This window comes from Streptomyces sp. NPDC060000 (assembly GCF_042737375.1).
Lineage (GTDB): Bacteria > Actinomycetota > Actinomycetes > Streptomycetales > Streptomycetaceae > Streptomyces.
Genome location: NZ_JBHWUU010000001.1, coordinates 341519 through 356738, shown reverse-complemented (window position 1 = coordinate 356738; position 15220 = coordinate 341519). Strand labels below are relative to the sequence as shown.

Genomic DNA, 15220 nt, shown 5'->3' with positions numbered 1-15220 from the left:
CGACGCCACCTGATCACCAGGATGCTGCCCTTCGACAGGGGGCGCATCTCCTCCACGCCGGATCACGATCACCGTCGCGTCAGCCGTTCGGCAGCCCGCCGCTCGCGCGCGCGGCGTCGTCGGACATCGCCGTTGGCTCATGTCCTGGTCAATCGCCTGACCGCCTTGAGTGCCTGGCCTGCTCCGTCCTCGGTCCCCATGTGCCGCGCGGCTCTCGCGGCGGCTCGTGCGTAGGGATCCTTGAGGATCGCGGCGATCCCGTCGAGGGAGAAGCCGAGCTCTCGGTAGAAGAGGATCTGCTGGAGACGAGCCAGGTCGGCGTCGCTGTAGAGCCGGTACCCGGTATGGCTGCGGTCACGGGGCGAGAGCAGCCCCGCCTTGTCGTAGTGGTGCAGCGTACGCACCGTCACCCCGGCGAAAGCCGAGACCTGCCCCACGGAGTAACTCATCCACCTGCCCTTTCGTCGGCGTACAGCGTCAAGCCTGACGTAAGGGGAGGGTCAACTCGCTCGGGTCATTCTCCTGATGCCGGCACTTCAGTGATCGCCCACGCCGCGTACACGGAAGCATGCTGTGGGAGGCCTTGTGCGGCTCCCGCGGCACGCGCCGGGAGCCGCCGGAGGGTGGGGCTCAGATGTATTCCGTCGCCGCGTCGAGCAGCCAGTCCGCCAGATAGCCGGCGAAGGACGACCGGACCAGTACCCAGAACCCGGCCCTGGTCTCGTCACGGGAGACGAGGACGATCTGGGTACGGGCCAGAGTGGTCTGGGCACAGCGTCCGGGGCCGAAGGCGCGCGGGTGCAGGTCCAGCGCGCAGCCGTGCGCGAGGAGGTCTCGGGCGCGGGGCCCGGTCACGAGGAGCGTGGTGCGTTGCGCGGAGACGTCGGTGACGGAGACGGGCTCGTCCCCGGCGGCCGCCCGGATCCGGCTCTCCAGGTCCCGCTCGCCGCCCGGCGGGCCCACCAGCAGCCATTCGTCCGGGCCCAGCCAGATCGCGGTCAACTCCCCAGCGCGTACGACGGTGTTGGGTTCGAGGGGCAGGGGGAGGCCCAGCGCCGGACCGACGGCGTCGGCCGCCGGTCCCTTGGCGTCGAGGCGCACGTTCACCTGGGTCAGGAAGGGGAGTTCGGCCAGCCGGACCGCGCCCCCGGACGTGCGGGTCGCGGCGGCCAGGCGGCCGGCGACGTGCGACAAGGGGCTGCGGGGCGGGGCGGAAAGGGCGGTGTCAGCCATCGCGACGTGCTCCCTCGGGGTCGTAGAGGACGGGGCTTGCGACGGTCACCGCAACCAGCCGGTCGCCCACGGGGGCGTACAGCCGCTCACCGATGCGCTCCCGGCCGCCCTTGATCAGGGCGAGCGCGAAGGTCCGGCCCAGGGCGGCGCTGCGGTAGCTGGAGGTGACGTGGCCGAGCATGGGGACGGGCGGCGCGGGCAGCACGCTGTCGGCGATCAGCTGGGTGCCCTCCGGGAGGAAGGTGCCGGGATCCTCCGGGAGGAGGCCGACCAGGTGCTTGCGGTCGGCGCGCGCGGTGTCGGCACGGGCGTAGGAGCGCTTGCCGACGAAGTCGGGCTTCTTCTTCGACACCACCCAGCTCATGCCGAGGTCCTGCGGGGTGACGGTGCCGTCGGTGTCCTGGCCGATGATGGGGTAGCCCTTCTCCGCGCGCAGGACGTGCATGGTCTCGGTGCCGTAGGGGGTGATGCCGTACGGGGCACCGGCCTCGTCCAGGGCCTCCCAGAGGGCGAGGGCCTCCCACGGTGACACGTTGACCTCGTAGGCCAGTTCGCCGGAGAAGCTGATCCGGCACACCCTGGCCGCGATGCCCGCGACCTGCGTGTCGCGCCATGCCATGAACGGGAAGTCGTCGTTGGCCACGGCCAGTCGGGGAGCGAGCGCGCCCAGCACGTCGCGGGAGCGCGGGCCGACCAGGGCGACCGTGGCCCACTGCTCGGTCACGGAGGTGCAGTGGACGTTCAGCTCGGGCCACTCCGTCTGGAGCCACTCCTCCATCCAGTCCAGCACGGCCGCCGCGTTGCCGGTCGTGGTGGTGACCAGGAAGCGGTCCCGGGCGAGGCGGATGACCGTGCCGTCGTCGAAGACCATGCCGTCCGGGCGGCACATGACGCCGTAGCGGATCATGCCGACCTTCAGGGTGCTCATCATGTTCGTGTAGAGCCGGTCCAGGAGGACACCGGCGTCCGCGCCCTGTACGTCGATCTTGCCGAGGGTGGAGGCGTCCATGAAGGCGACGCCGTCACGCGCGGCGGCGCACTCACGCAGCACGGCGGCCTCCATGTCCTCGCCGTCCTGCGGGTAGTACCAGGGGCGTTTCCACTGCCCGACGTTCTCGAACAGGGCGCCGTGCCCGGCATGCCAGGCGTGCAGGGCCGTCACCCGGATGGGGTCGTGCAGCGCGCCGCGGTCGCGTCCGGCGAGCGTGGCGAAGGAGACGGGGGTGTAAGGGGGGCGGAACGTGGTCGTGCCGAGCGTGGAGATGTCCACCCCGAGCAGTTCGGCGACGACACCACTGGCGAGGACGCCGGACGTCCTGCCCTGGTCGTTGGCGGTGCCGGCCGTGGTGTAGCGCTTGGTGTGCTCGACCGAGCGCATACCGGCGCCGGTGGCCCGGGCCAGATCGACGACGGTGACGTCGCGTTGGAGGTCGACGAAGCGGTGGGCGCCGGATGTACCGGGGACCACGTACACGTGCATCGGTGGCGTGTGCGGCTGTGCGGCCACGTCCGGGAGCCGTGGCGCCTCGGCGGTGTGGCCCTCGGCCTCGATCGCGCGGGTGCCGGCGGCCGCGCCCTGGGTGAGGACCCGGGCCAGGTCCGGGATGCCGCTCGCGCTGCCCGCGACCTCGACCGCCTGACGGCAGGTGTCGGGGACGAAGGAGCCCAGCGCCTCGTCGAAGCGCAGCTTTCCGCCCGCCTGGCTGAACAGCTGCGCCACCGGGTTCCAGCCGCCGGAGACCAGGAGGAGGTCGGCGGCGAACTGCCGTTGTCCCGTGGGCTCTCCGTACGGGGCGACGGTCACCGCGGTGAGGCGCGTGCCGCCTTCCGTGCCGGTGACGGCATGCCCGGACAGCACCTCGATACCGGCGGCCCGGGCGCGCTCGGCCCACTCCCCCGGCTCGGAGCGGGTGTCGACGACCGCCGCGACGTCCACGCCCGCCGCGGCGAGGTCCAGCGCCGCCGCGTAGGCACTGTCGTTGGTGGTGAAGACGACCGCGTAGCGGCCGGGCAGGACCCCGTGACGATTGACGTAGGTGCGGGCCGAGGCGGCCAGCATCACTCCTGGGCGGTCGTTGTCCGCGAAGACCAGCGAGCGTTCGTGGGCGCCGGTGGCGAGGACCACGCGACGCGCTCGGATGCGCCAGACGCGCTCGCGGGATGTGTGCGCCGGGGCGTCCGCGCCGAGGTGGTTGGTGCGGCGCTCGACGGCGAGGAGGTGGTTGTCGTCGTAGTACCCGAAGACGGTGGTGCGGCGCAGCACGCGCACCTCGGGCTCGGCGTCGAGCAGCGCGGCGACCCCCGCCACCCAGTCCAGGTGTTCGCCCGAGCCCAGGAGGCTGCCGCCCGGTTCCGGCCGGTCGTCGGCGAGGATGACGCGTGCGCCGCTCTTCGCCGCCGCGGCGGCGGCCGCGAGGCCGGCCGGGCCCGCGCCGACGACCAGCAGGTCGCAGTGGGCGTGTACGGCGTCGTAGCGGGCGGGGTCCGGTTCGGTGGAGAGGCGGCCCTGACCGGGGAGGCTGCTCGCGACCAGGCCGTCGTACAGCTCGACCGTCGTCGCGGGGAGCATGGGCTCGGGGAAGGGGGCCTCGATCTGGACGACCGCGTTGGGCTCTTCGACGCCCGCCGAGAAGATGCCGCGCGGGCGGCCGAGCTTGATGCCGGTGCCGGCCTGGATGACGCCGTTGGCGAGGAGGGCCGAGGCGAGGGTGTCGCCCCGGTAGCCCTGGTACTCGGTGCCGTCGAAGGTGAAGGTGAGTGGTTTGTCGCGGTGGATTCGGCCTCGGGTGGGGTGGCGGAACGGCCGGCCTGCGGCGGGGCCGCTGATGGGTTCCTCACCCTTGCCGCCCCTACCCGTCCCCTCCTGAAGGGGCTCTGCCCCTTCGGCCCCGCCGGGGGCTGCGCCCTTGGACCCACGCTTCGGCTCCGAAAGGGCCTCGTCCTCGATCTTCCCCGGAGGGGGCACCCCAGGACGGGCTGGTACGGCCGGCCTTGATGCAACAGTGACCGGGCGAGCCTCCCCCGCCCTGTACACCGTCAGGATCTCGTTCGTCGAGGTGTCGCGTACCGCGTTGAACCACTTGCGGCAGCCCGCCGCGTGGCTCCAGCGCTCGGCGAACGGGCCCTTCGGGTTGTCGCGGAAGAACAGGTACCGGGCCCAGTCCTCGTCACCGAGGGCCGACGGGTCCTCGGGGTACGGCACGTGTGCCTGGCCGCCGTAGTGGAACTCGGCCTCGTCGCGGGGCCCGCACCACGGGCAGGGGATGAGCAGCATGGATCGGCTCCCTAGTGGGCCACCGCGGCCGCGCCGTGCTCGTCGACGAGCGCGCCGGTGGTGAAACGGTCGAGCGAGAAGGGGGCGTTGAGGGGGTGAGGGGTGTCGTGGGCGATGGTGTGGGCGTAGACCCAGCCGACGCCCGGGGTGGCCTTGAAACCGCCCGTTCCCCAGCCGCAGTTGAGGTACAGGTTGTCCACCGGCGTGAGGCCGACGATCGGCGAGGCGTCCGGGCTGACGTCGACGATGCCGCCCCAGGTGCGCAGCACATGGGCGCGGGCGAAGACCGGGAAGAGCTCCAGGGCCGCCGACATCTGCTCTTCGATGATGTGGAACGCGCCGCGCTGGGTGTAGGAGTTGTACGAGTCGATGCCCGCGCCCATCACCAGTTCGCCCTTGTGCGCCTGGCTGACGTACACGTGGACCGCGTTGGACATCACGACCGTCGGGTGCACCGGCTCCAGCAACTCCGACACGAGCGCCTGCAAGGGGTGGCTCTGCAGAGGGAGTTCGATGCCCGCCATGGCGGCGAGGACCGAGGTGTGGCCGGCCGAGCACAGTGCGACCTTGCCGGCCGCGATCGGGCCCAGGGTGGTCTGTACGCCGACGACCCGGCCGCCGACCACGTCCAGGCCGGTGACCTCGCAGTTCTGGATGATGTCGATCCCGGCGGCGTCGGCGGAGCGGGCCAGGCCCCAGGCGACGTGGTCGTGCTTGGCGATGCCGGCCCGTGGCTGGTAGGTGGCGCCCAGGACCGGATAGCGCACGTCCGGCGAGATGTTGACGATGGGGCAGACCTCCCGGACCCGCTCGGCGTCGAGCCACTCGGCGTCGACGCCGTTGAGCCGGTTCGCCTCGACACGGCGGACGCTGTCACGGACGTCCTGGAGGCTGTGGGCGAGGTTCAGCACGCCTCGCTGGGAGAAGAGGATCGGGTAGTCGAGTTCCTCCGCCAGCCCCTCCCACAGCTTGAGCGCGTGCTCGTAGATGCCGGCGCTCTCGTCCCACAGGTAGTTGGAGCGGATGATCGTGGTGTTGCGGGCCATGTTGCCGCCCGCCAGCCAGCCCTTCTCCAGCACGGCGACGTTGGTGATGCCGTGGTTCCTCGCCAGGTAGTGGGCGGTGGCGAGGCCGTGTCCGCCGCCGCCGACGATCACCACGTCGTACGACCGCTTCGGCTCCGGCGTGCGCCACAGCCAGTCGGGGTGCTCGGGGAGCTCGGAGCCGGGGGTGCGGGGGCTCATCGGACGTCTCCGTCTTCTGAAAGGGCTTCTGTCGCCTGGCCGTCGAGGAGTTGTGCGGTCACCGGCGGTGCCTCTTCCTCGCGGTCAGCCACGGAGGCGGGACATGGTCGGGTCGAACAGGGGCTCCTCGGCGACGACGGCCTCGACGCGCCGGTCGAAGTAGCCGATGTGCAGGGTGGTGCCGGGGGTGGCCAGGTCGGCCGGGAGCCAGGCGTAGGCGATGCCCTTGCCGATGGTGTAGCCGTGGGCGGCGCTGGTGACGTAGCCGACGGCGCGGTCGCCGTCGTACACCGGCTCCTTGCCCAGGACGGCCGACCGCGGGTCGTCGATCGTGAGACAGGTCAGCTTCCGCCGTACGTCGGCCTTACGGCGCTCCAGGGCCGCCTTCCCGATGAAGTCGTCCTTGTCGGGCTTGACGGCGAAGCCGACGCCGGCCTCGTAGGGGTCGTGCTCGTAGGTCATGTCGGTGCCGAAGGAGCGGTAGCCCTTCTCCAGGCGCAGGCTGTTGAAGGCGCCGCGGCCGGCGATGATGCCGCCCAGCGGTTCGGCCGCCTGCCAGAGGGTGTCCCACAGCTTCTGGCCCAGGTCGGCGGTGGTGTAGATCTCCCAACCGAGTTCACCGACGTACGACAGGCGCATCGCGGTGACCGGGACGGAGCCGATGTGGGCGCGCTTGGCGCGGAAGTACTTCAGGCCGTCGTTCGAGAAGTCCTCGTCCGTCAGCGGCTGGAGGACCTTGCGGGCCAGCGGGCCCCACAGGCCGACGCAGCAGGTGCCGGGGGTGATGTCGCGGACCTGGACCGTGCCGTCGGCGGGCAGGTGACGGATGAACCAGTCCAGGTCCAGGTTGCCGTTGGCGCCGACCTGGAAGACGTCGCGGGCCAGGCGGGCGACGGTGATGTCGCTGCGGATGCCGCCGTCGTGGTCGAGCAGCAGGGTGTACGTCACCGAGCCGACGGACTTGGCGACCTTGCCGGTGACCAGTCGCTCCAGGAAGTCGGCGGCACCCGGGCCGGCCACCTCCAGCCGCTTGAGGGCCGTCATGTCGTACATCGCGACGGTCTCGCGGGTGACCTGGGCCTCGGCGCCGACGATGGGCGACCAGTACCGTGCCGCCCAGTCGTCGGGGGTGGGGATGGTGCGGCCTTCGACGAGCCCCGCGTTGGCCTCGTACCACTGCGGGCGCTCCCAGCCGTTCGCCTCCAGGAAGAACGCGCCGTGCTCCTGCTGGCGGGCGTGGAAGGGGCTCGTGCGCATCGGGCGCGGGTGCCCCGACGGCTGGAGCGGGTGCAGGATGTCGTAGACCTCGACGAAGTTCTGGCAGTCGCGGGCCAGGACGTACTCCGGTGACAGCTGGTGCTGCTCGAAGCGGTTGATGTCGCACTCGTGCAGGTCGAAGGAGGAGCAGTGGCCGTCGACCAGCCATTCGGCGACGGCCCGTCCGACCCCCGCGGAGTGGGTGACCCAGACGGCCTCGGCGACCCAGAATCCCTTGACGTCCGCGGACTCGCCGAGCAGCGGGAAGTTGTCCGTGGTGAAGGAGAACAGGCCGTTGATGGCCTCCTCGACCTTGGCCTCCTGCGTCGCCGGGAGCAGGGACCGGGTCTCGGTCCAGGCGTCGGCGAAGTCCTCTTCGGTGAACTCCAGGACCGACGGCATCCCGTCGGCCGCGTCGACGGACAGGATGTCGTCGGCGGAGATGGGCATCGGGCGGTGGCCGTAGTAGCCGATGCCGATGGCGTCGAAGCGGTCGCGGTAGTAGAGGTCGGCGTCCTGGTGGCGCAGGATCGGGCGCACCGCCTCCTCGGTCTGGCCGGCGAGCGCCGGTACCGGGCCGGTCCAGGCGAGCTGGTGGGCGAGCGGGGTGAGCGGCAGGTTCATGCCGACCATGCGGGCGATCCTGGGGCCCCAGATGCCGGCGCAGCACACGACGATGTCGGCGGGCAGCTCGCCCCGGTCGGTGAGGACTGCGGTGACGCGGCCGTCGGCCTGCCGGACGTCGAGGACTTCGTGGCGGGCGAGGAATCGCACGCCGCGCCCGGTGGCCCGGCGGATCTGTGCCTCGACGGCGAGCACGGCCTTGGCGAGGCCGTCGGTGGGGACGAGGAGGCCGCCGAGGACCCGGTCCGGGTTGACCAGCGGGTGCTGCTCGACGCACTCCTCGGGGCTCAGCAGCCGGGACTCGATGCCCCAGGCGGTGATCCAGCCGTGGCGGCGGTGGAGTTCGGTCAGGCGCTCGGGGGTGGTGGCCACTTCGAGACCGCCGACCTGGAGGAAGCAGGGCTTGCCGTCGACGTCGAGGGAACAGAACTTCTCGACGGTGTAGCGGGCCAGCTCGGTCATGGTCTTGGAGGAGTTCGTCTGGAAGACCAGACCGGGGGCGTGTGACGACGAGCCCCCGGTGGCGGGCAGCGGGCCCTGGTCGACCACGGTCACTTCGGTCCAGCCACGCGCGGAGATCTCGTCCGCGAGTGCCGCTCCCACGACACCCGCTCCGATGATCACCACTCGGGGTCCCGCCATCGCCGCACCTCCGAATTCAAAACCGATCCGGTTGCTGTCTACGCAACATGCTTCAGGTTGCGCAACTCAATGTGCCTGTCGCGAGGAGGGGGTGTCAAGGGGTCCGTGACGCCGGAAAACGGCCCGGAACGCGCTCGGAACACGGCCCGGGACATGGCAATGCCCGGTGGGCGGTGCGCACCTGCGCACACCGCCCACCGGGCATGTCCGACCGCCGCCGGCTCCGCGTCACTTGATCCAGGCGTCGACCTTGTCCTTGTTGGCGTCGACCCACTTCTTTGCCGCCGCGTCGGGCGTCATCTTGTCGACCGCGATGGACTTGGCCACGGTGTTCTGGTCGTCGTTCGTCCAGTTGAACTTCTTCACCAGGTCATAGGCCGGGCTGCCCGACTTGGCGAACCTGGCGCTGACGACCTTGTCGAGGTCGTAGACGGGATAGTCACAGGCGACCTTGGCCGCGTCGGCGTCACAGCCCGTCTTGTACGCGGGCAGGTTCACCTTGACCAGCGGCACCTCGGAGAGGAACCACTGCGGCTCGTAGAAGTAGCCGATCACCCATTCCTTGTTCTTCTCGGCCTTGCGGTAGGCCTGGATGAGCGCGGTCTCGCTGCCCGCGTACACCACCTTGAAGTCCAGTTTCAGGTTCTTCACCAGCGCCTCGTCGTTGGTGACGTACGAGGGGTCGCCGTCGAGGAGCTGCCCCTTGCCGCCCGACTCCGAGGTCTTGAACTTGTCGGCGTACTTGTCGAGGTTCTTCCAGTCGGTGATGTCCGGGTGCGCCTTGGCCAGCCACGGCGGCACGTACCAGCCGATGATGCCCTTGTTTCCGGTCGAGCCGGCCTGCACGGCGGTCTTCTGCTGGGTGATGTACTTCGCCTTGAGGTCGTCGTGTCCCCAGTTCTCCAGCACGGCGTCGACCTCGCCCGTGCCGAAGCCCTGCCAGGCGATCTCCTCCTTGAGGTCCTTCTTGGTGACCTTGCAGCCGAGTTCGTGCTCGGCGACGTAGGCGACGACCGCCGCGTCCGCCTCGTAGCCCACCCAGGGGTTGACGGCGAGGTTGAAGGTCCCGCACTTGCCCGAACTGCCCGCGGAGGCTGAGTCGTCACCGACCTTCGCGCCACCGCAGGCGGTGAGGGCGAGCCCCATAGCGGTGACGACCGCTGTACCGGCGACGCCGACTCTCCACTGTCTTGCTTGCCTTGCCATGGTCAGTGCTCCTTATGCGCTCGTGCGTCGCGCCGCTGCCTGAGTGATCCGGTCGAACATGACGCCGAGAAGGACGATGGCGAGACCCGCCGCGAGTCCCTTCCCGTACAGCTGCCCCTGTGAGAAGCCGGCCACGACGTCGTAGCCGAGGGCGCCCGCTCCTACCAGGCCGCCCACCACAACCATCGACAGCACATAGATCAGGCCCTGATTGGTCGCGAGCGTCAGGGCACTGCGTGACATCGGCAGTTGAACCTTGGTGATGATCTGCCAGGTGTTGCACCCGGCGGAGGTGGCCGCCTCCACGGTGGTCGCGGGCACGGCCCGCACCCCGTCCGCGATGATCTTTATCGCGACCGGGACCGCGTAGACGATGGCGGCGACGATTGCCGTGAAGCGCGTCGCGCCGAACAGGGCGAGGAACGGCACGAGGTAGACGAACGGAGGCATGACCTGCGCCGCGTCCAGTGACGGCCGCAGCACCCGGTCCACCAGCATGCTGCGCCCCATCCACACCCCGAAGACGATGCCGAGCAGCATGACCAGCACCGTCGCCACCAGGGTCGACGCGAGTGTCGTCATGGCGTCCGACCACAGCCCCGTGCCGACCAGCAGGCCCGCGCACACGGCCGTGGTGACCCCGGTCTTCCACCCGCCGAGCACCACGCCGAGAGCGATCAGCACCGCGCCGACGAGCCACCACGGGGAGTCGGTGAGCAGCGACTGGAACGGGTTGAGCAGGCCGTTGGTGATGGCGTCACGGAAGCCGTTCGTCAGACCCGACAGGTTGTCCTGCGCCCAGGTCGTCACGTCGTCCGCCGCGCTCGCGATGCCGCTGCCCGTGCTGCCCTCGCCGGGGAACTCCGCCGCCCACAGATAGGTGTGCGAGAGGTGGACGAGCACCACGGCGACCACCGCGCCGGCCCCCAGCAGCGGCCGCCGCCACTGTGCGAAGCGGTTGTCCGAGCGCCGGGCGGCCTCCGCGCGTGCGCTCGCCGCGGTCGTGACGCGGTCGAGCACGATGGCCATGACGACGATGGCCAGGCCCGCGTTGAAGGCCGTACCGACGTCGAGGGACTGCAGCGCCTGCATGACGGTCTTGCCGAGGCCGGGCGCGTCGATCAGGGCCGCGATGGTCACCATCGCCAGGGCGGCCATGATGGTCTGGTTGACGCCCATCACCACGGTCCGCTTGGACATCGGCAGCAGGACCTTCAGCAGCGACTGGCGTCGCGTCGCGCCCAGTGAGTCGGCCGCCTCGACGGTCGTCGCGGGTACGGAGCGGATGGCGTGCGCGGTGATGCGGATCGCCGGCGGGGCCGCGTAGATCACGGTGGCGATGGTGGCGGAGGCCCCGCCGATGAGGAAGATCAGGGTCAGCGGTGCCAGGTAGACGAAGGTCGGCATCGTCTGCATCAGGTCCAGGAAGGGCGTGAGGATCCGGTTGAACCGGTCGGACAGCCCCGCCAGCACGCCCAGCGGGATCGCGAACAGCAGCGCCACGAACACCGCGCACAGGACGAGCGCCAGGGTGTCCATGCTCTCCTGCCACAGGCCCTGCAGCCCGAAGAAGGTGAAGCCGGCCACGGCGAGCAGCGCGACCCGCCAGTTGCCCACGGCCCAGGAGACATAGCCGGCGAGGCCGACGACGCCGAGCCAGCCGATCTGCGGGAGCGGACGGTCGCCGGACGGCTGGGAGATCAGGTCCTGGACCAAGGTCACCAGGTTGTCGATGACCAGCCGGATCTCGTTGAAGAAGTACAGGAACAGCGGGTTGGAGTTGCGGTTCGCGCCGACGGAGTCCCGGATGTCGTTGAGCCACCGGTGCAGATCGGTGAGGTCGGCCGCCGCCAGGGACAGGGTCTGCTTTCCGCGCAGCACGGCGAAGAGCACCAGCCAGACCACCAGGATCGCGGCCACCATCACGGACCGGCTGACCTTGCGCCCGCTCGCGGCGGGGGCGGACGTCCGCGTGGTGTCGGCCGGGTCCGTCCTCTCGGGCTTCTCCATGGCAACGGTCATCACACGTCGCCTTCCTGCCCGGCGATCACCGCGAGGATCTCCTCGTCACCGACGATGCCGAGCAGCTTGCCGTTCTCGACCACCTTGACCGGCTTGTCCGCCCCCAGTACGGCCCGGGTGGCCTCCCGCACCACGACGTCCGGGCCCAGCTCCAGGCCGTCCAGGGCGTCGCCGTCCTCCGGCGCGCGCATGATCCACCGCAGGGTGAGCACGTCGCCGCGCGGCACGTCCTTGACGAACTCGCGGACGTAGTCGTCGGCCGGGGCGCCCACCAGCTCGTCGCCGGTGCCGCACTGGACCGTCTTGCCGTCGCGCATGATGAGGATGCGGTCGCCCAGTTTGAGCGCCTCGGAGAGGTCGTGGGTGATGAAGACCATCGTCTTGTTGACCTCGTGGTGCAGCCGGATGACCTCGTTCTGCATGTCACGGCGGATCAGCGGGTCGAGCGCGGAGAACGGCTCGTCGAAGAAGAGGACGTCCGGGTCGCCGGCCAGCGCCCGGGCGAGACCGACGCGCTGCTGCATACCGCCGGACAGCTGGTCGGGGTAGGAGTTCTCGTAACCGGCGAGGCCGACGAGTTCGACGACCTCCATCGCGCGCCGGGTCCGCTCGGCCCGGCTCATGCCGCGGATCTCCAGGCCGAAGCCCACGTTGTCCACCACCCGGCGGTGGGGCAGCAGCCCGAAGTGCTGGAAGACCATGGAGAACTTGCGGCGGCGCAGGTCGCGCAGGCGTCCGGCGTCCGCGTGGCGGATGTCCTCGCCCTCGAAGACGACCTCACCGGCGGTGGGTTCGATCAGCCGGGTCAGACATCGCACCAGGGTGGACTTGCCCGAGCCGGACAGGCCCATGACGACGAAGACCTCGCCGGGCGAGACGTCGAAGTTCACGTCCCGTACGGCGGCGGTGCATCCGGTGCGGTCCATGAGCTCGCGGCGGGTGAGGCCGCACAGCTCCTCGGAGCCCGGTACCCGGTCGGCCTTCGGCCCGAACACCTTCCACAGCTTGCGCACGGATATGACCGGAGTGCCGTCCGAGTCCTGGGGCGTGCCGCGACGCTGCGCCACCTCGGTCTGTGTGGGGGTCACGATCGACCTCTTTTCGGCGTTCAGCCGCGGAACCAGTGCTGCGGCCGGGGTTGGATGTTCTGCCAGATGTGCTTGGGCTCTCGGTACTCGTCCAGGCCGGTCGGTCCCAGCTCCCGGCCCACGCCCGAGTGCCCGAAGCCACCCCATTCCGCCTGCGGCACATAGGGGTGGTAGTCGTTGATCCACACCGTGCCGTGGCGCAGCCGCCGGGCGACCCGCTGGGCCTTGCCCGCGTCCTGGGTCCAGACGGCTCCGGCGAGTCCGTACTCGGTGTCGTTGGCGATGCGTACGGCGTCGTCCTCGTCGGTGAAGCGCTCGACGGTCAGCACGGGTCCGAAGGACTCCTCGTGCACCACCCGCATCTCCTGGGTGCACTCGTCGAGCACGGTCGGCGGGTAGTAGTGGCCGTCTCCGAGGGCGGGGTCGCCGGGGCGTTCACCGCCGCAGCGCAGTACGGCACCCTCGGCGAGGCCCGCGGCGACGTACGCCTCGACCTTCTCCCGGTGCCGGCCGGAGATCAGCGCGCCGGTCTCGGCCTCGGGGTCGAAGGGCCCGCCCAGGCGGATCCGCCGGGCGCGGCGCACGACCTCGTCGACGAAGCGGTCGTGCAGCGAGTCCTCGACGATCAGGCGGGCGCCGGCCGAGCAGACCTGCCCCGAGTGCAGGAAGACGGCGGTGAGGGCGAAGTCCACGGCCGTCTCGAAGTCGGCGTCGGCGAAGACGACGTTGGGGTTCTTGCCTCCGAGCTCAAGCGCGACCTTCTTCACGGTGGCGGCCGCGGTGGCCATGATGTGCCGGCCGGTGTCCAGGCCTCCGGTGAAGGAGACCATGTCGACGTCCGGGTGCTCGGCGAGGGGGGCACCGACCTCGGGCCCGGTGCCCAGGACGAGGTTCGCGGCGCCGGCCGGCAGCCCGGCCTCCGCCAGCGCCCTCATCAGCAGGACGGAGGTGGAGGGGGTGAGCTCGCTGGGCTTGAGGACGATCGTGTTGCCCGCGGCGAGGGCGGGAGCGACCTTCCAAGAAGCCTGCAGCAGTGGGTAGTTCCAGGGGGTGATGAGCCCGCACACGCCGATCGGTTCGTACACGACGCGGCTGACGGCGTCGTCCCGTCCGGTGTCGATCACTCGCCCGGCGTCGGTGCCGGCGATCCCCGCGTAGTACCGGAAGCAGGAGACGACGTCGGCGATGTCGTACTCGCTCTCCACCAGGCGCTTGCCGGTGTCCAGCGATTCGGCGCGGGCGAACTCCTTGGCGTCGCGCTCGACGATGTCGGCGGTGCGCAGCAGCCGGGCGCCGCGCTCCCGCTCGGGGGTGCGGGGCCAGGGGCCTTCGTCGAAGGCGCGGCGGGCCGCGGCGATCGCCGCCTCGGTGTCGGGACGGGTCCCTTCGGACACGGTCGCCGCGAGGGTGCCGTCAGCGGGACAGCGGATTTCCCGAAGGCCGCCGGCCACCGGTTCCCGCCATTCACCGTCCACATACAGGTCTGCCACGCGCCATGCCCTTCGAGCGAAATGCGTTGCGCATTGTGCATTCAATTGCTTGTGGTGGAACACCCTGGCGAATGTGCAGACATACGTCAAGAGGTTGGCTGATGACGATTTCGCCATGTGAGCAGTTGCCGTACCGCCCTTGACCCCGGGCGGCACCGAGCCGACCATGTTGCGTATCGCTCACCCAGTTGTGCAATACGCACCGACGGAGGCCGCTTATGTCCCCTCGACCGCAATCCGGCCGTGAGTACGTCCTCACTCTCTCGTGTCCCGACAGCGCGGGACTGGTCCACGCCGTGAGCGGCTTTCTCGTCAGGAACTCCGGCAACATCCTGGAGAGCCAGCAGTTCGATGATCGACTCCAGGGACGTTTCTTCATGAGGGTCCACTTCGACGTTTCCGATCCGCACGCGGATCTGAAAAATCTGCGTTACCGGTTCGGTCCGGTCGCGGAGGCCTATCGCATCTCCTGGACCCTGCGGGACGCCTCGACGCCGACCCGCACACTCATCATGGTGTCCAGGTTCGGCCACTGCCTCAACGACCTGCTCTTCCGCCGGCGCACCGGCGCACTGAACATCGAGATACCCGCGATCGTCTCCAATCACCGGGACTTCGAGAAACTGGCCGATACCTACGACATCCCCTTCCACCACATCCCGGTGACCAAGGAGACCAAGCCCGAGGCCGAGGCCCGGCTGCTGGAGCTGGTGCGCGAGCTGGACGTCGACCTGGTGGTGCTGGCCCGCTACATGCAGGTCCTCTCGGACGACCTGTGCAAGCAGCTGGACGGCCGCGCGATCAACATCCACCACTCCTTCCTCCCCAGCTTCAAGGGCGCCCGACCGTATGTGCAGGCCTACGACCGCGGGGTGAAGCTCGTCGGCGCGACGGCTCACTATGTGACGCCGGACCTGGACGAGGGGCAGATCATCGAGCAGGACGTGGTCAGGGTGGACCACTCGCTCGACCCCGGCGAACTGGTCACCGTCGGCCGCGACGTCGAGGCACAGGTCCTGGCGCACGCGGTCAAGTGGCACAGCGAGAGCAGGGTGATGGTGGCCGGCAGCCGCACGGTGGTCTTCCGCTGAACTCCGCCGTATACGGATCCATGCGGATGCACAGGGACGCCGGACGGGC

Annotated in this window: 9 protein-coding genes and 1 pseudogene; 1 reads left to right on the top strand and 9 read right to left on the bottom strand. The window is 70.1% G+C overall.

Annotated features, from left to right (window positions below; all coding sequences use genetic code 11):
• Positions 1 to 212 precede the first annotated feature (212 nt).
• The 9 genes and pseudogenes from ACFWBB_RS01535 to ACFWBB_RS01495 all read right to left on the bottom strand — a co-directional run.
• A pseudogene (locus tag ACFWBB_RS01535) lies at positions 213 to 449 on the bottom strand (MerR family transcriptional regulator); the annotation flags it as partial.
• A 181-nt stretch (positions 450 to 630) separates the two neighbouring features.
• Positions 631 to 1233 carry a sarcosine oxidase subunit gamma gene (locus ACFWBB_RS01530; protein ID WP_385265391.1) on the bottom strand — a complete coding sequence of 201 codons (603 nt, stop codon included), beginning with the start codon at positions 1231 to 1233 and terminating at the stop codon, positions 631 to 633.
• On the bottom strand, positions 1226 to 4507 hold the full coding sequence (locus tag ACFWBB_RS01525; protein WP_385265388.1) for a sarcosine oxidase subunit delta family protein: 3282 nt from the start codon (positions 4505 to 4507) through the stop codon (positions 1226 to 1228). The genes ACFWBB_RS01530 and ACFWBB_RS01525 overlap by 8 nt, the downstream gene beginning before the upstream one ends.
• Positions 4508 to 4518: 11 nt before the next feature.
• Complete coding sequence (locus ACFWBB_RS01520) at positions 4519 to 5751, bottom strand: sarcosine oxidase subunit beta family protein (RefSeq protein ID WP_385265385.1); 1233 nt, start codon at positions 5749 to 5751, stop codon at positions 4519 to 4521.
• Positions 5752 to 5835: 84 nt separating this feature from the next.
• Complete coding sequence (locus ACFWBB_RS01515) at positions 5836 to 8274, bottom strand: FAD-dependent oxidoreductase (RefSeq protein ID WP_385265382.1); 2439 nt, start codon at positions 8272 to 8274, stop codon at positions 5836 to 5838.
• Between the two features lie 228 nt (positions 8275 to 8502).
• Positions 8503 to 9480 carry an ABC transporter substrate-binding protein gene (locus ACFWBB_RS01510; protein ID WP_385265379.1) on the bottom strand — a complete coding sequence of 326 codons (978 nt, stop codon included), beginning with the start codon at positions 9478 to 9480 and terminating at the stop codon, positions 8503 to 8505.
• A gap of 12 nt (positions 9481 to 9492) precedes the next feature.
• Positions 9493 to 11502, bottom strand: a complete 2010-nt coding sequence (locus tag ACFWBB_RS01505) for an ABC transporter permease (protein ID WP_385265375.1) — start codon at positions 11500 to 11502, stop codon at positions 9493 to 9495.
• Positions 11502 to 12590 (bottom strand): glycine betaine/L-proline ABC transporter ATP-binding protein, encoded by a 1089-nt coding sequence (locus tag ACFWBB_RS01500; RefSeq protein ID WP_385265372.1) that lies wholly within the window; start codon positions 12588 to 12590, stop codon positions 11502 to 11504. Before ACFWBB_RS01500 ends, ACFWBB_RS01505 begins: the two co-directional genes overlap by 1 nt.
• A gap of 20 nt (positions 12591 to 12610) precedes the next feature.
• The gene (locus ACFWBB_RS01495) at positions 12611 to 14080 is read right to left on the bottom strand and encodes an aldehyde dehydrogenase family protein (protein WP_385265369.1); all 1470 of its coding nucleotides are present in this window, start codon (positions 14078 to 14080) and stop codon (positions 12611 to 12613) included.
• 218 nt (positions 14081 to 14298) lie between these two features.
• Here ACFWBB_RS01495 and purU point away from each other — a divergent pair, with 218 nt between their 5' ends.
• The gene (gene purU, locus ACFWBB_RS01490; protein ID WP_385265366.1) at positions 14299 to 15171 is read left to right on the top strand and encodes a formyltetrahydrofolate deformylase; all 873 of its coding nucleotides are present in this window, start codon (positions 14299 to 14301) and stop codon (positions 15169 to 15171) included.
• Positions 15172 to 15220: the final 49 nt, after the last annotated feature.